General features: G+C 68.2%; 15 protein-coding genes. 7 read left to right on the plus strand and 8 right to left on the minus strand.

Annotation, left to right across the window (positions count from 1 at the left end; translation table 11 throughout):
- The 6 genes from WPS_RS12845 to WPS_RS12870 all read right to left on the minus strand — a co-directional run bounded on the left by WPS_RS12845 (window position 1) and on the right by WPS_RS12870 (window position 6,389).
- Complete coding sequence (locus tag WPS_RS12845; RefSeq protein ID WP_317994878.1) at window positions 1-927, minus strand: phytanoyl-CoA dioxygenase family protein; 927 nt, start codon at window positions 925-927, stop codon at window positions 1-3.
- Entirely contained in the window at window positions 924-2,144 is a 1,221-nt protein-coding gene (locus tag WPS_RS12850; RefSeq protein ID WP_317994879.1) for a class I SAM-dependent methyltransferase, read from the minus strand. Before WPS_RS12850 ends, WPS_RS12845 begins: the two co-directional genes overlap by 4 nt.
- The gene (locus WPS_RS12855) at window positions 2,144-3,370 is read right to left on the minus strand and encodes a class I SAM-dependent methyltransferase (protein WP_317994880.1); all 1,227 of its coding nucleotides are present in this window, start codon (window positions 3,368-3,370) and stop codon (window positions 2,144-2,146) included. The genes WPS_RS12850 and WPS_RS12855 overlap by 1 nt, the downstream gene beginning before the upstream one ends.
- Window positions 3,367-4,422, minus strand: a complete 1,056-nt coding sequence (locus WPS_RS12860; protein ID WP_317994881.1) for an NAD-dependent epimerase/dehydratase family protein — start codon at window positions 4,420-4,422, stop codon at window positions 3,367-3,369. Before WPS_RS12860 ends, WPS_RS12855 begins: the two co-directional genes overlap by 4 nt.
- Window positions 4,419-5,225 carry a glucose-1-phosphate cytidylyltransferase gene (rfbF, locus tag WPS_RS12865; RefSeq protein ID WP_405054891.1) on the minus strand — a complete coding sequence of 269 codons (807 nt, stop codon included), beginning with the start codon at window positions 5,223-5,225 and terminating at the stop codon, window positions 4,419-4,421. The genes WPS_RS12860 and rfbF overlap by 4 nt, the downstream gene beginning before the upstream one ends.
- A 69-nt stretch (window positions 5,226-5,294) precedes the next feature.
- Complete coding sequence (locus WPS_RS12870) at window positions 5,295-6,389, minus strand: glycosyltransferase (RefSeq protein WP_317997545.1); 1,095 nt, start codon at window positions 6,387-6,389, stop codon at window positions 5,295-5,297.
- Between the two features lie 134 nt (window positions 6,390-6,523).
- On the opposite strand from WPS_RS12870, the gene WPS_RS12875 reads away from it, so the two are divergent.
- The 3 genes from WPS_RS12875 (at window position 6,524) to WPS_RS12885 (ending at window position 11,920) form a co-directional block, all read left to right on the plus strand.
- Window positions 6,524-7,957, plus strand: a complete 1,434-nt coding sequence (locus WPS_RS12875) for a sugar transferase (RefSeq protein WP_317994883.1) — start codon at window positions 6,524-6,526, stop codon at window positions 7,955-7,957.
- A 135-nt stretch (window positions 7,958-8,092) separates the two neighbouring features.
- Window positions 8,093-10,270, plus strand: coding sequence for a GumC family protein (locus tag WPS_RS12880; protein WP_317994884.1), 2,178 nt, complete (start codon window positions 8,093-8,095; stop codon window positions 10,268-10,270).
- A gap of 63 nt (window positions 10,271-10,333) precedes the next feature.
- Entirely contained in the window at window positions 10,334-11,920 is a 1,587-nt protein-coding gene (locus WPS_RS12885; RefSeq protein WP_317994885.1) for a glycosyltransferase family 39 protein, read from the plus strand.
- A gap of 4 nt (window positions 11,921-11,924) precedes the next feature.
- Here the strand turns inward: WPS_RS12885 and WPS_RS12890 are convergent, their stop codons facing one another.
- The gene (locus WPS_RS12890; protein ID WP_317994886.1) at window positions 11,925-12,092 is read right to left on the minus strand and encodes a hypothetical protein; all 168 of its coding nucleotides are present in this window, start codon (window positions 12,090-12,092) and stop codon (window positions 11,925-11,927) included.
- 38 nt (window positions 12,093-12,130) lie between these two features.
- Here WPS_RS12890 and WPS_RS12895 point away from each other — a divergent pair, with 38 nt between their 5' ends.
- From WPS_RS12895 to WPS_RS12910, 4 genes are all read left to right on the plus strand, one after another.
- Window positions 12,131-13,357: an MFS transporter gene (locus WPS_RS12895; protein ID WP_317994887.1), complete on the plus strand. Its 1,227-nt coding sequence runs from the start codon at window positions 12,131-12,133 to the stop codon at window positions 13,355-13,357.
- Between the two features lie 40 nt (window positions 13,358-13,397).
- Entirely contained in the window at window positions 13,398-15,428 is a 2,031-nt protein-coding gene (locus tag WPS_RS12900; RefSeq protein WP_317994888.1) for an elongation factor G, read from the plus strand.
- Between the two features lie 95 nt (window positions 15,429-15,523).
- The gene (locus tag WPS_RS12905; protein ID WP_317994889.1) at window positions 15,524-15,793 is read left to right on the plus strand and encodes a winged helix-turn-helix transcriptional regulator; all 270 of its coding nucleotides are present in this window, start codon (window positions 15,524-15,526) and stop codon (window positions 15,791-15,793) included.
- 117 nt (window positions 15,794-15,910) lie between these two features.
- A complete protein-coding gene (locus tag WPS_RS12910; protein WP_317994890.1) occupies window positions 15,911-16,396 on the plus strand; it encodes a hypothetical protein in 486 nt (161 codons plus the stop codon).
- Window positions 16,397-16,405: 9 nt separating this feature from the next.
- On the opposite strand, the gene WPS_RS12915 is transcribed toward WPS_RS12910, so the two are convergent.
- Window positions 16,406-17,236 (minus strand): alpha/beta fold hydrolase, encoded by an 831-nt coding sequence (locus WPS_RS12915; protein WP_317994891.1) that lies wholly within the window; start codon window positions 17,234-17,236, stop codon window positions 16,406-16,408.
- Window positions 17,237-17,268 lie beyond the last annotated feature (32 nt).

Consider the following 17,268-nt stretch of genomic DNA (forward strand, 5'->3'; position numbering starts at 1 on the left):
TTATCGTGCGTCTCCCGCGCCGCTGTAGACGAGCGTTCCTTCGATGTCGAGCCGCTCGTCGTAGGTGCGGGCGACCGCTTCGGGGATCGGGCTGCCGTCGCTCATGCGGACGAAATCGCGCAGTGACGTGCCGGTCGGATGCGAGTCGTGGTTGGGCGCGCCACGGTGCGCGACGACCGCTTCGAGGCTGATCGTGCGGAAGTCGACGCTCCAACGGCTCTCGCCGCTCGTGTTCGGGCACGTCGAGTGCAGCTGCGCCGCCGAGAACGCCATGACGCCGCCCGGGCGCATCACGATGCGCATCTCGGGATCGAGATCGAGCTGCTCCAGCGCCTTGGGCTGGACCCGCGTATCGGAGCGGACGTGCTTGCGCGCTTCGGCGCGGCCCTCGGCGTTCCAGCGGTAGTAATCGAAGGCGTCCGAACCGTTGCGCACGGCGCGCGACCAGTACTGCGGATGAAACGCCATCCCCGCGCACGCGGCGTGGTCGTAGATCGGCAGCCACCAGTTGATCTGCGCCATCGGCGCCGAGTACCACGTGTCGCGGTGCGGATGATGCGCGTAGGCGACGCCGGAGGTGAGGTATCCGTTGCTCGTCGAGACGCGCATCCGCGGAACGTCGATGTACGTGTCGTCTTCGTCGAAGTCGAGTTCGCGCAGGATCCCGCGAATCGCGTCGCGGGAGCGCGGATCGTGGATGAACGATGACTTCAACGGCGCGAAGCGGTCGACGAACGCCTCGACCTCCATGAAATGCTGCGCGCGCCGAGGGTCGACGCCCTCGAACGCGTTCTCGATCGACGCACGGGCATGATTGACGAAGGCGAGCGTCGCGGGCGAGTGCGCGCGCACGACGATCGCGCCGTCGTACACCGCTTCGATCATGCGATGCGCGTCGAACGCGGGATCGATGTACAAGGTGCTCATCCGACTGCCTCCACCTGTGGCTTCAGGCCCATGGACGCCAACTGCGCGGTGATCTCGGAGACGTACGCCTCGTTCATGACCACGACGAGGTCGGGCGGCGCCGCGGTCAGCGACTCCGGCGCGCGGACTTGGATCCCCGTCGACGGCAGGAAACGCCCTTGCCGGTGCGGGTTGATATCGACAACCGCATCGACGAGTTCCGCGGTGCCGGTCTCGCTCAAAAAGGCGACGCATTTGGAACCCGAGCCCCACACCGCGACGCGTTCGCCGGCGTCCTTGGCGGCCCGGATGGTGTTGCTCCAGCGCCCCATCTCCGCCGAGACGCGCTCGGCGTAGCTCGCCGTGAGCGCGGCGAGCGCTTCGGCGTCCGCCTCGGAACCGCCGGCCGGCGCCGCGCCGTCCGGATTGATGCGTGCTTCGAGCATGACGTACTGGTCGCCGAAGGCGAGCCAAGCATCGTCGACCGTGAACCCGTTCTCGCGGAACAGCCGGGCGAGCGAATCGGTGGTGAAGTACGAGCAATGCTCGTAGTAGACGTCCCAGAACGCGCCCTCGCGGAGCACGCGGCCGACGTCGGGGACTTCGAAGAAGATCCGCGCGTGCGGCGAGCCGGCGAGCGAAGCCCGCAGTGCGCGGACGAAGCCGCGCACGTCGGCGATATGTTCGAGCGTGTGGCGGCAGATCACCGCGTCGGCGTCGAGCAGGCCGGTCTCCTCGCCGAAGAACTCGCGGCGCAGCGTCAACTGAGTCCCGGTCCGCTGCCGCAGCCGGTCCGGCGCGATCGTCGGGTCGAGTCCGAGACCGGCGTTGCCGCCGCGTTCGCAGATCGCGACGAGGAAGTCGCCTTTCCCGCACCCGATCTCGACCACGCGTTTGCCTTGCAGTCCGAAGCGCTCGATGATGTCGTCGACGAGGCCGTCGGCGAACGCCGTGAACGTCGGCGAGAAGCTCTGCTGCTCTTCGTACGAGTCGTCGTAGCGAACCAGCGCCGGATCGAAGCGCGGGTTCTGAATGAAGCCGCAGGCGCGGCAGAACGCGAGTTCCAAGGCGCCGTTCGGCACCCGCAGCGCGTCGGCGCGCTCTTCGAAAACGCGCGCGTTGTTGACCGGGATCGCAGGCGAGCTGAAAAACGAACGCAGGTCGGCGCTGCCGCACGCGCGGCACGAGGCATCAACGGGGAGCGGCGACTCCGCCGCACGCATGTCGAGGGTATTCATTAGACGATCTGCACTTCCGGGATCGGGATGATGAAACGGCCGCCCTGTTCGCGGAACGCAGCTTCCTGCTGCATAATTTCATCCGCGAAGTTCCACGCCAGCAGCAGCAGGTAATCGGGCGGATCCTCGCGCAGGCGCCGCGCCGCGACGATCGGCAGGTGGTTGCCGCCCATGTAACGCCCTTCTTTATGCGCGTTCCGGTCGACGACGTAGTCGATCAGGTCGGTCCCGATCCCGACGTAGCTGCACAGGGTCGTCGCCTTCGCCGCAGCGCCGTAGGCCGCGATGCGTTCGCCCCGCGCGCGCAGCGACCGCAGCAGCGTACCGAGCTCGTCGCGGATCGCGGAGACGCGCTGCGCGAAGTCCGCATAGAACGACCGCTGATCCATCTTGGACGCGAATTCCTGAGCGATGAGCGCGTCGACCCGTTGACGGCGATCGTCGTGCTGCTCGACGAACAGGCGCAGCGAGCCGCCGTGGATCGCGAGCCGCTCGACATCGTTGAGAAAGAGCCCGTGGCGCTTGAACAGCTCGTCGAGCGCGCGCACGGAGAAGTAGCACAGATGCTGGTGGTAGATCGTGTCGAACTCGCACTTCGCAACCAGATCGGCGACGTAGGGTACCTCGATCACCGCGACGCCTTCGCGCTTGAGCAGCACTTTGATCGCCGCGACGAAACCGTTGAGGTCGGGGACGTGCGCGAGCACGTTGTTCGCGAGGAACACGTCGGCGCGCACGCCGAGGCCGTCGCGAAGTTCGCGCGCCAGCTCGAGGTTGAAGAAGGTGTTGAGCGTCGGGATCCCGCGATCCGAGGCGACCTGCGCCGGACCGCTCGCCGGGTCGACGCCGAGCACCGGGATGCCGGCGTCGGCGAACGTCGAGAGCATGTAGCCGTCGTTGCTCGCGGCCTCGACGACCATGCTGTGCGGGCCGAGATGCCGCGTGCTGATCAGCCGCCGCGCGCTCGAGCGGAAATGCTCCATCAGCTGCGACGATACCGACGAATAGTACGGATAGTCGCGGCAGAACAGGATCTCCGGATCGACCGTCTCGGTGATCTGGGCCAGCGTGCAGCGCGGGCAGAAGGTCAACTCCAGCGGTGCTTTGAGCTCGGGTTCGGAAAGCTGTTCCAGCGTGAGCAGACCGTCGGCCAGCGGCGTCTCGCCCAGCGAGAGTACCGGGACGAGACCCTCGGCGTCGCAGGAGCGGCAGGTTGTCGCGGTCATGCGATCGCTTTCTCGACGGATGGGTGCGCGGCGCTCACGCGCAGTTCGCTGTCGAGCACCCCGCGCTCCATCAGCATGCGCACGTGCGCGATGCGCTGGTACCGCTCGCCTTCGAAGTCGGCAGAACTGACGTGGTTCTGCGCGTACGCGTCGAGCAGTTGACCGACGCCGGCACGCACGTCCCAGGTGAGGCGGACGTCCGGGAACGTTGCCGCGAACTTGGAGCAGTCGACGCGGTAGTTGCGCGTGTCGGAGTCGGCGCCTTGCGCGAACGTCACCGTCGCGCCCGGAACCTCTTCGCCCACGATCTGCGCGACCTCGCGGACGCGGTAGTTCTCCTCGGTCCGTCCGACGTTGAAGACCTCGTTGTGCACCTTCTCGCGCGGCGCCTCGATCGCGGCGATGAATGCGCGCGAGACGTCCTCGACGTGGACGAGCGGGCGCCATGCGGTGCCGTCGCTCTTGAGAAACACGCGGCCGTCGGCGAAGGCGTGCGCGGCGAGGTTGTTCACGACCAGATCGAACCGCAGGCGCGGCGAGAGACCGTACACCGTGGCGTTCCGCAAGAACACCGGACTGAAGCCGTCGCCGGCGAGCTCCGCGATCCAGCCTTCGGCGAGCACCTTCGAACGGCCGTAGGGCGTGACGGGACGCAGCTCCGAATGCTCGTCGAGCAGCTCTTGACCGCCGGCGCCGTAGTTGCTGCAGGACGAACTGTAGACGAAGCGCGGGACGCCCGCGAGCTGCGCTTTGCGCGCCAGGTCGAACGACGTGCGGCCGTTGATCGCGATCGTCAGTTCGGGATCGAGATCGCCGAGCGGATCGTTCGAGAGCCCGGCGAGATGGATGATCGCGTCGAAGCCGTGCAGATCCGGCGGCTGGACGTCGCGCACGTCGAGCGCGAGGTTCGGGACGGTATGGTTGACCGCGCCGAAATCGCAGCGGCTGAAGATGTCGGTGTCGCAGCCGGTGACGTCGTGCCCGCGGGCGACGAGCAGCGGCGTCAGCACCGTTCCGATATATCCGAGATGGCCCGTGACCAGAACCCTCACGCGGACACCGCGACCAGATGCGGCGCCTGGCGCCGGACGGTCGTCCACGGTGCATTGCCGCCGGACCATAGCTCTTCCAAAAGCTTGCGATCCCTCAAGGTGTCCATGCATTGCCAGAACGAGTCGTGACGATACGCCATCAGTTGTCCGTCGCGCGCGAGACGCGTGAGCGGTCCGCGCTCGAACGACGTCGCGTCGCCTTCGATGTAGTCGAACACTTCGGGCTCCAGCACGAAGAAGGCGCCGTTGATCCAGCCTTCCGACGTCTGCGGCTTCTCGGAGAACTCGCCGACCTGATCGCCGTCGAGGTCGAGGTGACCGAAACGCGCGGGAGGCCGTACGGCGGTCAGCGTGGCGAGTTTGCCGTGCGAACGATGGAAGCGCAGGAGCGCGTCGATGTCGATGTCGGCGACGCCGTCACCCCACGTCAGCATGAACGTCTCGTTGCCGATGACGGGCTGAAGCCGCTTCACGCGCCCGCCCGTCTCTGTTCCGATGCCGGTGTCGATCAGATCGACGCGCCAATCCGGCGCGTCGCCGTCCTCGGAACGCTGCACGGTGCCGGTCCGCAAGTTGACCGCCAAGTTGCTGTTGAGCGAGCAGTAATCGACAAGATACTTCTTGATGACTTCGCCGCGATATCCAAGCGCGATGGCGAACTCGTTGTAGCCGAAGTCGGCGTAGATCTTCATGATGTGCCAAAGAATCGGCTTCCCGCCGATCTCAACCATTGGCTTCGGCTTCACTTCCGTCTCTTCCGACAGACGCGAGCCGACGCCACCCGCTAGGATCGCCACCTTCATGCGCTTCATGGTAGAGGAGGGGCCCCGTCGGCACGTGAGTCCGGCCGACCGGCGGCGAGGACCAATAGCCTATGGTGCAGGCGCTGCTTCGGCGTCGAGGCCCGGAAGCGGCGTCGGCGCGCCGGCCGTTCGGACCGGCGAGCACCATCCGCGGAGCAGTCCCGTGCCGAACGCGGCGTGGACGAGCGGGAAATACGCGACCGAGGCCGCGGTGACCGCGAGCGCCTCGCCTCGTCGCCGGCGCGCCAACACGAGCGCCGCGAAGACGGCGGCCAGCGGCAGCAGCAGGACGCGAGCAGGCGAGCACGCCAGGGCGACGCCGAGGACGACCGCCGCCGGGGGCGCGACGTGCCGCGCGCGCAGGGTCCCGGGATGGCGGCGGATCGTGCGCGCGCGCCACGTTCCGTATTTGTGCCAGAGCACCGCGGTCTCCCACGGGCCCCTCGTAATGAGATAGGTGCACGGGGCCGGCGCGTGCCAAATCTCGCCGCCCGCACGCTCGATGCGGGCCGCGAGCTCCGAATCTTCGTTGGCGGTCCAGCGTTCGTCGAAGCCGCCGACGGACTGCAGCGTCCCCGGCCGGAAGGCTCCGAGATAGGGGTTGCCGTCGATCCGGCGCAGTCCTCCGGCGGTCCGCCGCATATCGGATCCGCCGAGTCCCAACGGGTTCGTCATCAGCGCGCGGACGAGCGCGCCGCCGAAGCCCGGCGCATCCGGCTCACTCTGGCTTCCGCCGACCCACCAAACGGACGACGGGAGCTGGTCGAGCGCATCGACGAGCGACCGAACGTATGAGGGGTCGTAGCGCGTGTGCGCGTCAAGTCGGACCAGGATCTCGTCTGCCTGCGCCCTGCCGATTGCGGCATTCAGCGCGACCGCGATCCCGGGGCGGTCGAGCCGCAGGACCTCGCCGTCGGCGCCGGTCGCCCGCAGCCACTCTTCGACGATGCGCGCGCCGCCGTCGACCGAGGCGCTATCCACGAAGATATAACGAACGCGCACGCTTTCGATGTTCTGCTCGCGCAACGACTGAAGCACGTCGGGCAAGTGCCGCGCCTCGTTGCGAAAGGGAACGACCAGGCACGCGCGCCGGGCGCAATCCATGGCTGGATCGTATGCGCCGGATCGCAGCGGATCATGCGTGCTTGCGGCAGCCGCGTCCATGACCAAGGTCCCCCCGGCGAGTTCCACCGGGTCTACCGTCGGACAGGCCGAGATTCTATGCTCGGATTCGCTGCGCCGATGCGGCTTTGTCCCGTCGGAAGCGAACGAAAACGAAAGGTGATTCGAGGATTCTCATGGCTGTCGAAGCGCCCTTTGTCGAGACGCTTCCCCTCGTTCGAGCCAAGCCCAAGCCGGCGCGCTTCACCCGCGGCTGGGCGATCACCCTATTTGTCGCTGACCTGCTGACGCTCGTCGTCGCGACGATCGCGGCGGCGCAGCTTGCGCAACAGTACTTCCACCTGCAGCTGCAAGTCGACCGGGTGGTGACTGCGCAGGCCGTCTGCATCGCAACGTGGCTGTTCGTGTTCTACCGCGCCGGCCTCTACGAGCGCTCGTTCGCGCTGTCAATCCGCGATGAGATCTACTGCACTGTGACGGCGCTGATCCTCGGCACGCTTCCCTTGCTGATCCTCTTCACCATCGTTCCGCAGATTTCGTCATCGCGGGCCGTGCTGCTCGGAGCGCTGGTCTTCGCGTTGTTTGCGATGGGGTTCGAACGATCCGTCGCGCGCGTGGTTCATCACACCGCGATCCAGCGCCGCGGCAAGCGGATCGCGATCGTGGGAACGCGCGCGCGCATCGACCAGGCGCTCGAGCAGATGCACGTCGATCCGCGGTCCACCGTGCTGCAGATCGAAGTCAACGACATCGAGCGTTCTTTCGACGGAATCGGCGCGCTCGCCGATCGAGCGCTCGACGACATCGCCTGGCTGCGCCACGCCCGCGAATCCGACTGCGACAACCTGATCCTCACCGAAATCGTCCCCCCGCGGGTGCTGCCGCCGCTGCTGCACGCGGCGGCGATCGAGCGCTTCACGATCGCGTTCGCACCGCCCCGGATCTGCTCGCAGGCCTATGATTTCCGGATCGAAACGGACGGCCACCAGGCGATGATCGTCGTGCGTCAGTTGTACACGCTGGCGCACGGCTCGAAAATTCTCAAGCGTGCGTTCGACTTGGTCGTCGCCGCCGTGCTCCTCGTTCTCGCGTCGCCGATCATCCTCGCCGCGGCGGTCGCGATCCTCATCGAGGACGGCGGACCCGTTCTGTTTCGACAAGAGCGAATCGGGCAATACGGGAAGTCGTTCGACATCCTGAAGCTCCGTTCGATGCGGGTCGATGCCGAGTCGCACTCGGGCCCGACGTGGTCGCCGGTCAACGATCCGCGCACGACGCGCGTCGGCCGGTTCGTGCGGCGCACGAGCATCGACGAACTGCCGCAGTTGATCAACGTGCTCCGCGGTGAGATGTCGATTGTCGGCCCGCGACCGGAACGGCCGGTCTTCGTCGAGCGTTTCCGCCGTGAGCTTCCGCGGTATGACGAGCGCCATCTCGTGCGGCCCGGCATCACGGGCTGGTCGCACGTGCAGATGTCGCGCAAACTCGACGTGAGCGCAGTCAGCGAACGCCTCAGCCACGATCTGTGGTACATCGAGAACTGGGGTCTCTTCATGGACGTTTCGATCGTCTTGAAGACCGCCGCAGAATTCTTGTTCCAAAGGCAATAGGGAGCGCGTGGTGAGAAAGGCGCTCGGCACCGTCACCCGGCGGGCTGCCGAAAGCACAGAGCAACCGCGACGACGGGGTCTCGGAGGCGGGGGGCAATGTGACCCGAACCGAGAGGCAGCAAGGATGTTTCGCCGATGAATCAGCCGATCGTCGTCCGTTCCGAAAACTCGCCCGTCGTCCCGGAGAGCGACCTCAACCCGTCATTCGCGCCCGGCGAGACCATCGAGCCGTTTCTGGCGATTCTCGCGCGGCGCCGCCTGCTCGTCGCGGGGATCTTCAGCATCACGCTGGCGCTCGTCGCCATTCTGTCGATGCTCGCCCCGAAAGCGTATACGACGCATCTGACCCTCCTTGCCGGCGGCGGATCGGCCCCCACCGACAGTTCCGCTCAGCAGGGCCAGACATCGCTTCCTGTCCTCAACGCGTTGCTGGCGGCTTCCAACGCGCAGTCGTCGGAGACGTTCGTCGAGATGTTCGGCGAAAGTCCGGTGCTGAATCGGACGATTCAAACCCTGCGTCTGAATGCGACGCCCGCGGATCTGTCTTCGCACATCATGGCGAAGTCGCTGCCGGGAACCCCGATCGTCGATCTCGCCGTCACCTGGAACGACCCGCGCGAGTCGGCACGCATCGCGAACGGCTTGGCCGGGGCCTTGGTCGCGACGCGCCGCGGGATGGTCACGAAACAGGCCGACGCGGTCATTACGGAGATCACCGCGCAGCTCGGACCTGCTGAAACCGCCCTTCACGACGCGACGAACCGGCTGGCGGCGTTCCAGGCCCGTGTCGGTGTCGCAGACGCGGCGACGCAGACGCAGAGCACGCTGGCGGCTGCCGCAGCACTCGAACAGAAGGCCGCCCTCGCACAAGTTGATGCAAAGCAGGCCGCCGCTTCACTTCGCGTCGTCGAGGGCGAGCTGGCGCGCACGCCGTCACTGATCGCCGCGGGCGGCTCGTCGCAGCCGAACCCGGTCGCGGCGCAGCTCCGCACGCAGCTCGCGCAAACCGACGTGCAGCTGCAGACGCTGCTCAAGCAATATACCGAAGAGCATCCGAGCGTCAAAGCGTTGCGCGAGCAGCGAACGCAAATTCTCAAGCAGCTCGCCACCGTCCCGGCGACGGTCGTCGCCGCACGCAATACGATGGCGAACCCTGCCGCGCAGCAATTGGCTCAGCAGCGTTCGACGCTGCGGGCGCAGATTGCAGCCGATCAGGCCCAGCTCACGACGGTGCGCGGACAGCTCGGCGACATCGAGGCCAAGATTCGCACGCTTCCGGCGCAAACGCAGCGGCTTGCCGAGTTGGACCGCAAGGCGAAGATGGCCGAATTCGTGTATGCCGCACTGAACCGCAAACTCAGCGACGCGACGATCGCCCGCACGACGGTGCTCACCGACGTTACGGTGATCTCACCCGCATCGGCGGGCAACGCCGCAGTCAAGCCGAACCTCCTGCTCAATCTGATCGTCGGCATGATCGTCGCTCTGATCATCGGCGTCGTGGGCGCGATCGTCTACGACTACTTCGACCGGAGCGTGAAGACCGAGGAAGACGTCGAGGAGCGGCTCGGCCTTCCGGTGCTGACGACGGTGCCGATGCTCGGCGGCGCCAAGAAGCCCCCGGCACCGTGGGTGCGTCAAACGCTGGTCGAATCGATCCACCATCTGGTGACGTCGCTCAGGTACGCGACGAGCGCCGAACTGAAAGCGGTCGCGTTCACTAGCGCCTCGCCCGGCGACGGAAAGTCGACCGTCGCGTTGGCCACCGCCATCGAGTACGGTGCGCTGAACCCGCGTACGCTGATCGTCGACGCCGACATGCGCTGCCCGACCATCCATGAAAAACTGGGGATGGACATCGGCAAAGGCCTCTCGGACGCGCTCGTCGGGACCGCGGCGTTCGAGGACGTGGTCCGCCCGACGAAACACGCCGGCCTCGACGTCGTAACGAGCGGTACGGTGACGGCGAACCCCGTGGGGCTGCTGCAGTCCGCCGCCTTCGACGCGTTCGTCGCCAAAGCGCGCAGCGCGTACGAGATGGTCGTCATCGACGCGACCGCATGCGGGCCCGTCGCCGATGCGACCCACGTGTGCGCAAAGGTCGACGGCACCGTGTTCGTCGTCGCGCGCAACGAGACCGATATCCGGGTGGCGTTCAAAGCGATGCGGCGCCTGCAGGCGTCGGGCGTGCACAACGTGCTCGGCGCCGTGCTGAACAAAGTCGTCGCTCGACGCAACGAGTTCGGACCTTACGGCGCGCTCGCCGACGACGGATCGCGCGCGTTCCCGTTACCGCCCGCACGCAGCGCATAGCAGGCAGTCGGGCAGGACGTCATCGCAACGGTTCAGGGCACGGCTGAGGCGACGTCTCGCTCATTGCGCGCGTACGCCGGCGCGGCCCCGGCATCCGTCCTCGTCGTCGCGGCGGTCGTCCGCGCGATCGCGATGGTGCTGAGCCGCGGCAGCGTCATCGACATGGACGGCACCGAGTACGTCCGGGTCGCGCAGAACGTCGCCGCCGGTCACGGGCCGATCGGGATGCGCGGCGTTCCGATGCTGATCTTCCCGCCGCTCTTTTCCTGGCTCATCGCCGGCTTCATCCGGCTGGGCATCGATGCGCAAACGGCGGCGCTCGGGATCGTGTTCGTCGCCGGCGTCGCGTTCGCGGGCGTCCTCTATACGCTCGGCACGACGCTGTACGGTCACCGCGCGGGTCTCTACGCCGGGCTCATCGCTGCGGTCTTGCCCGCGTGCGTCTCGACGTCGACGACCATCATCGCCGAAGCGCCGTTCTCAGTCTGCGCGGCCGCGGGGGTCCTCGCGCTCCTGCACGCCGTGCGCCGGCCGTCGCTCCGCATCGCCGCTTTGTGCGGCAGCGTGTTCGGAATCGCCTACCTCTTCCGACCCGAAGGATTGCTCTTCGCCGCGACGGCGTTCGCGATCGTGCTCGTCACGACGATCGCTCGGCGCCGGCACGTGGGCGCGGCCGTGGTCCTTGCCGCATGCGCCGCCGTAGCGACGATTCCGGCGCTGATCAACACGTACGAAGCGACAGGACGCGCGACGCTCGAAGGAAAGTCGTCGATCAACTTTCATCTCGGCGCAGGGCTCCGCACCGGTGCGCCGTATCTGGCGGTCGCCGACGCGGTCGACGGCGCGGGACATCCCGTCGGGCCGGAGATCGATCCGCGCTTCTACTCCGCGCGCCAGCCGCCGCCGCGCGTCCCGGCCGGCGAAGCGCTCGGACTGATTGCCGGCGCGGCGATCCGTCACGTGCGCGACGTCGTCGCGGCCTTCGCTTCGCGGGAATACGGCTTCGGATTGCTCGCGCTCGCCGCGGCGGCCGGTCTCGCGGCGGGACCCTGGTCGCGCTCAAGATTCGGCGACGAACTCGTGTTGATCGCCTACGTCGTCGCAGCCTACGTCGCCCTTGCCGGCGTGTGGCATTTCTGGCCGCGCTATGCGGCGATCTTTCTCCCCGCCGCGATCTGCTGGGCGGCGCGCGGGGTCGCGGTGTTCGGCCGCTTCCGCGTCCGCATGCTCCCCGACGCGGGCCTCGTGCTGCTCTCCGTCCTGCTGCTCGGATCGCTGGCGGTCGACGTCGCGGACGCGCGCGAAAACGGACCCGCGCTGGAGCGGGTCGCTGGCGCCTGGATCGGCGCGCACCGCAGAGACGCCTTCGTCATGGACGTCGGCTCGCAGGCCGCGTTCTACGCCGGCGGGACGTGGTGGCCGATGCCGTACGGGGACGAAGGCGCGGCGGCGCGCTTCATCACGTCGCTGCATCCCGCGTACGTGATCGTCGACTCGTCGCGCGCCAACGACTTTCCGCCGCTGCGGCACTGGTTCGAGCGGGGCATTCCCCCGGCATTCGCCGAGCGCGCGAACGCGGTCTCGAGCGGCGGCCGCACGATGACGATCTACCGCTGGCGCGGCACGCCGCCCGGCGTTGCGCGGCGCTGAGGGCTCACCCTCTGCGGTGGCCCAGATGCCACCCGTGCAGTTCGCACGGGTACGGCGCGAGCCGCACGCTGGTCTTCGGGATCGCGCGCTCGGCGAGCTTCTTCGTCGCGAACGACCTCTTCGGCGCGCCGTTCTTGTTGTAGCAGCTGCGCGCGCCCCCGCGTTTGCGCATACGCTGGGTTCGTTCCACGACGCGGCGAAGCAGCCCCGGTGACCGCCGCATCGCTCGCCCGTCCGTGGAATCTGCGCGGGGTTTCCTGGATGGCGGTCGCGCACGGTGCGAGCGATCTGTATTCCGGGATCCTGCCGTTCGTCATCTACTACGACGTCGCGCGAGCCGGGCTGCCGGCGTGGTGTCAGGGGACGCTCGCGTTCGTCTGGTATCTGACGAGTTCGATCGCGCAGCCGATCGTCGGCGCCTACGGCGATCGGCGCGGGCGCTGGTGGTTCTTGCCGGCGTCGGTCGCGCTGACGGCGGCGGCGATCTCGCTCGCGCCGGCGGCCGGATCGATCGCGTTGCTGAGCGCGTGCGTCGTCCTCGGCGGACTCGGCTCGGCGGTGATGCATCCGGAGGCCGGCCGGTACTCGACCTTACTCGGCGGCGACCGGCGCGCGTCGGCGATCTCGATCTTTCAGATCGGCGGTCAGGTCGGCTACGGAATCGGGCCGACGATCGCCGCGGTGCTGCTCGCGCACGGCGGACCGGCGACGGTGGTCGCGATGGCACTCCCCGGCGTTGCGGCGGCGCTCGGCGTCGCCACCGTGCTCCCGGGGCTCGCGCGCAGCGTCGGTGCGCACGCGCCGCGCGCGTCGCAGGGGCACGACGGTGAGAACGCGCGCATCGACCGGTTCGCCGTTGCGCTGCTGGTCTGCAGCACGGCGCTGCGCTATCTCACCGGCGCCGCCTTCGCCTACTATCTCCCCAACCTGCTCGTCGCGCGCGGCGTCGCGCTCACGCAAGCGGGGGTCGTCGTCACCGCGTTTCTGATCGCCGCGGCGGCCGGACTCTACCTCGGCGGTGCGGCCGCCGACCGTTTCGGGCACGCACGCGTCGCGATCGCGGGCCTCGTCCTCGCGGTCCCTCCGCTGCTGCTCGCGCTCGCATCGCATGGGATCGTCGCGGTCGCGGCGCTGCTGGCCGGAAGCGTGCTGCTCTCGGTCCAGAACGCGCCCGGCGTCGCGCTCGCGCAGACGCTGCTGCCGCGCCGTCCGGGGACGGCGCTGGGACTGATGAACGGCGTCGCGTTCGGGATCGGTTCGGCCGGCGTCGCGCTGATCGGCGTCATCGTGACGCGCGCGGGCGCCGACGTCGCGCTCGCCGTCGTCTCGATCGCGCCGCTGCTCGCGGCGTGCGCGTACGCGATCGTCGCGCGCCGCACCCGAAGCGGTTCCAGCGGCGCCCCGCTTTCGCGGCAGGACACGACCACCCGACCGTGAAGCATCGGCGACCTCTCACGTAACGCAAGGAGGGCTGCGGATGCAGGACATCTCGCGCCTCAGGAACGTCGCCATCGTCGGGCCGCATCATGCCGGCAAGACGACGCTGGTCGAGGCCTTGCTCGCACACTGCGGGGCGATCCCGCGGAGGGGGTCCGTCCGCGACGGGACGACGACCACCGACTGCGAGCCCGAAGCGATCGACCACCTCCAATCCGTCTGCGTCGGTTTCGCGCACGCGAACTGCGTCGACGTCGACCTCAACCTCGTCGACACGCCGGGATTCGTCGACTTCTTCGAAGAGACCAAGACGGTGCTGAGCGCGGTGGACGCCGCGGTAGTCGTCATCGATGCCGAACCCGGCCGCGTCGCCCAAACGGCGGCGCTGGTGGAATATCTGGAGATGCGCGCAATGCCGCATCTCTTTTTTGTGAACAAGCTCGATCGGCCGGGCGCGCAGTTCGACGCGACGCTGGCGGCGCTGCGCAGCGCGTACGGCGCGCACGTCGTCGCCACGCACCTCCCGATCGGCAGCGGCGAAACGTTCTCCGGATACGTCGACCTCGCGTGCAGCAAAGCGTTCGGGAGCAACGGCACGGTCGAAGAGATTCCGATCCCGACGGCGCTCGAAGGCGCGGCCGCCGCGCAGCGCACGACGCTGCTCGAAGCGCTCGCCGATTTCGACGACACGCTCCTCGAGGAACTGCTCGAAGGGCAGACGCCGACGCAGGACGAGATCGATCGGGATCTGTGCGAAGACTGCTCGCACGACCAGATCGTCCCCGTGCTCGTCGGCAGCGCGGAGAAAGGGTTCGGCGTCTGGCCGCTGGTCGACGCGATCGCGCGGCTCTTCCCCTCGCCGGCGACCGAACCGCGCCGCGACGTCGACGGACGCCCCGTCGTTCCGCGCGACGACGGCGCGGTCGTCGCCCAAGTCTGCAAGACGATCATGCACCCGCAGCAAGGCAAACTCTCCGTCGTGCGCGTCTTCACCGGGACGCTCACGCCGTCGAGCACGATCGTCGACGCGTCGCGCGGCAACGCGCCGGTCCGGCTCTCCGGGATGGCGCGCCTCTTCGGCAAGAAGCAGGAACCGGTGACATCGGCCGGCCCGGGCGCGATCGTCGCGCTCGCGCGGCTCGAGGGCGTCGGCACCGGCGACACGCTGGCCTCGCCGAACGCCGGCGTGCTGATGCCGACCGTACCGCTCGCCGAACCCTCGTTCGCGGTCGCGATCGCGCCGAAGCAGCGGCTCGACGAAGCGAAGCTCTCGCAGGCGCTCGCGCGTCTGCTCGACGAGGATCCGGCGTTGCGCGTCGCGCGCGCCGAATTCACCAACGAACTGCAATTGCTCGGCAACGGCGAGACCCACGTGACCACGGCGACCGAACGGCTCGCGCGCAAATACAACGTCGACGTCACGACCCATCCGCCCTCGATCGCGTACCGCGAGACGATCCAGTCGCCGACGGAGATCCACTCGCGCTACAAGCATCAGACCGGCGGGCACGGACAGTTTGCCGACGTGCACCTGCGCTTCGAGCCGCGCGCACGCGGATCGGGCGTGACGTTCGCCGAGACGATCGTCGGCGGCGTGGTGCCGCGTCAGTTCTTCCCGGCGGTCGAAAAAGGCGTGCGCGAAGCGCTCGCGAGCGGCGGCCCGCACGGGTTTCCGGTAACGGATCTGCACGTGACGCTCTTCGACGGCGCGTTTCACGACGTCGACTCGAGCGAAGCCTCGTTCAAGACTGCGTCGGGGATGGCGGTGCGCGAAGCGCTGCAGAAACTCGGCACGGTGGTGCTCGAGCCGCTCATGCGCGTCGAGACGACGGTGCCGTCGACGACGATGTCGGCAGCGGTCTCGCAGCTCACCGCCAAGCGCGGGCAGATCCTGGGCTTCGAACCGGCCGAAAAAACCGGCTGGGACCGCATCATCGCGCTCGTCCCGCAAGCCGAACTCGGACGCTACGCGACGGAACTGCGCACCGCCACCGCGGGCCTGGGGACGTACGCTGCACGCCACGAGCGCTTCGAGATCGCTCCCGAGCGCGCCGTCGAGGCGCCCGCATAGACGCATCTGCGGGCCGAAGCGCGTCCGGCGCTTCGGCTCGCGCGTCCGACGCATCCCGCCCGATCGCGGAGTGTCCCGCACATCGAGCGCTCGTCGTGCTCGGTGAGAAGTGGAAGCTGCTCGTGATCATCGAACTCGGCAAGCGCGACTGGATGCGTTTCGGCGAGCTGCAGCATGCGCTCTCCGGGATCAATCAGAAAGTGCTGACGTCGGCGCTGCGCGGGCTCGAGCGCGACGGGATCGTCAAGCGCGTCGCATATGCCGAGCTCCCTCCCCGCGTCGAATACGCGCTGACCGAGCGCGGGCTCGGAGCCTTGGACGTCGTGCGCGCGCTGCATTCTTGGGCAGAACTCAGCGGACTTTAATCCGATCTTCAGCGCTCGGCGCAACCTCGCGCGCGTTCCGTCGGCGATAGCGCTGGTGCCGTCGGCGATCCCGGGTACACAGCGGATCACATCATTCGCCGTCCCTGGGAGGTCGCCGTGCGCATTCATTCCGTCTCACCGTCGCGCATCGTACGTGCGCTGCTTTTCTGCGTTCCCTTCGTCGTCGCCGCCGGCTGCGGCGGCGGCGGCGCGAGTTCCGGCACCGGTGCCGTTCCGATCAGCAACGGATTGTGCGATCCCGGCACGGCCGTTCAACTCGCGCGTCCGAGCAGCGGGCAGTTCGGCGTCTCGACCGGGACGGGGGTGATCGAGATCGTCGCCAACGGCAATAGCAACAATCTGTATTCCAGCTACACGATGTACGACGTCATCCTGCAGAGCAATTTCGGCCAGCAGATCGTGACGTCGCCGCTCAACCTCACGTCGGATCCCGGAGGTCCGAAGCCGTACGCGTCGGACTACTACTATTCGGCGAATTTGAACGGCCAGACGCTGCAGAGCGGAGCGACGTACTCCGCATACCTGAACATCTTCAACTCGCCCTGCCAGCAGCCGTTCCCGCTGGGCTCGTTCTCGACCTGATCGCGGCCTTCAGGTCAGCTGCGCGCACCAGCGGGTGAGCGCCGCGCTCGTCGCGCCGGGCGCTTCCCACATCGGGAGGTGCCCGACGCCGTCGAGCACGACCAGTTCGCTGCCGGCGATCCCGCGCGAGATCGCCTGCTGCGACGCGACGGAGAGGTACGTGTCTTCCGCGCCCGCGACGATCAGCGCGGGGACGTGCACGTCCTCGAGCAGATCGTCGCTCGCGACGCGCTCCTTCATCCCGCGCACCAATTGCGCGCAGCCGCGCGGGTTCTGCCGCTCCATGAGCGCGCGCAGCCGCTCCACCAGCGCGGGATGGTGCGCGTAGCAATGCGGCGCGAGATACCGCGGCAGATAGCTCTCGACCGCCGCCGCCATCGTCCCCTCCACCGCCAAGCGCGCGGCCACGGCATCGCGGCCCGCGCCGAGTTCGCGCTGAGCGGGATCGGCGTTCGGATTCCGCGCCGCGTCCGCGGCGGTATGGCTTGCGACCAGCGCGAGCCCGGCGACGCGTTCGGCGTACATGCGGAAGAACGCGAGCGCGACGTAGCCGCCGATGGAGTGCCCGGCGACGGCAGCGCGGTCGATCGCGAGCGCGTCGAGCACGCCGGCGAGGTCGCCGGCGAGCGCCTCCATCAGCGCAGGACCGTCGCTCGGCTCCGATTCGCCGCAACCGCGCAGATCGACGGCGACGACGCGCACGCCGGCGGCGGAAAGCGCCGCCGACTGCGCCGCCCACACGCTGCGGTCGAGCGGAAACCCGTGCACGAGGACGACGGGGACACCGCGGCCGCCGAAATCGTCGTAACCGAGCCGGCGGCCCTCGATCGTGACGTTCATGGCAGCGTCGCTCGCATCGCGCGAGGGTACGC

This window comes from Vulcanimicrobium alpinum (genome assembly GCF_027923555.1).
GTDB classification, from domain to species: domain Bacteria; phylum Vulcanimicrobiota; class Vulcanimicrobiia; order Vulcanimicrobiales; family Vulcanimicrobiaceae; genus Vulcanimicrobium; species Vulcanimicrobium alpinum.

Bases quoted from the DNA above. Each gene is read 5' to 3' on its own strand.
- WPS_RS12915 (WP_317994891.1), bottom strand. From the start codon at position 17,236: ATGAACGTCACGATCGAGGGCCGCCGGCTCGGTTACGACGATTTCGGC.
- WPS_RS12900 (WP_317994888.1), top strand. From the start codon at position 13,398: ATGCAGGACATCTCGCGCCTCAGGAACGTCGCCATCGTCGGGCCGCAT.
- WPS_RS12850 (WP_317994879.1), bottom strand. From the start codon at position 2,144: ATGAATACCCTCGACATGCGTGCGGCGGAGTCGCCGCTCCCCGTTGAT.
- WPS_RS12880 (WP_317994884.1), top strand. From the start codon at position 8,093: ATGAATCAGCCGATCGTCGTCCGTTCCGAAAACTCGCCCGTCGTCCCG.
- WPS_RS12870 (WP_317997545.1), bottom strand. From the start codon at position 6,389: ATGGACGCGGCTGCCGCAAGCACGCATGATCCGCTGCGATCCGGCGCA.
- WPS_RS12855 (WP_317994880.1), bottom strand. From the start codon at position 3,370: ATGACCGCGACAACCTGCCGCTCCTGCGACGCCGAGGGTCTCGTCCCG.
- WPS_RS12875 (WP_317994883.1), top strand. From the start codon at position 6,524: ATGGCTGTCGAAGCGCCCTTTGTCGAGACGCTTCCCCTCGTTCGAGCC.
- WPS_RS12845 (WP_317994878.1), bottom strand. From the start codon at position 927: ATGAGCACCTTGTACATCGATCCCGCGTTCGACGCGCATCGCATGATC.
- WPS_RS12890 (WP_317994886.1), bottom strand. From the start codon at position 12,092: ATGCGCAAACGCGGGGGCGCGCGCAGCTGCTACAACAAGAACGGCGCG.
- rfbF (WP_405054891.1), bottom strand. From the start codon at position 5,225: ATGAAGGTGGCGATCCTAGCGGGTGGCGTCGGCTCGCGTCTGTCGGAA.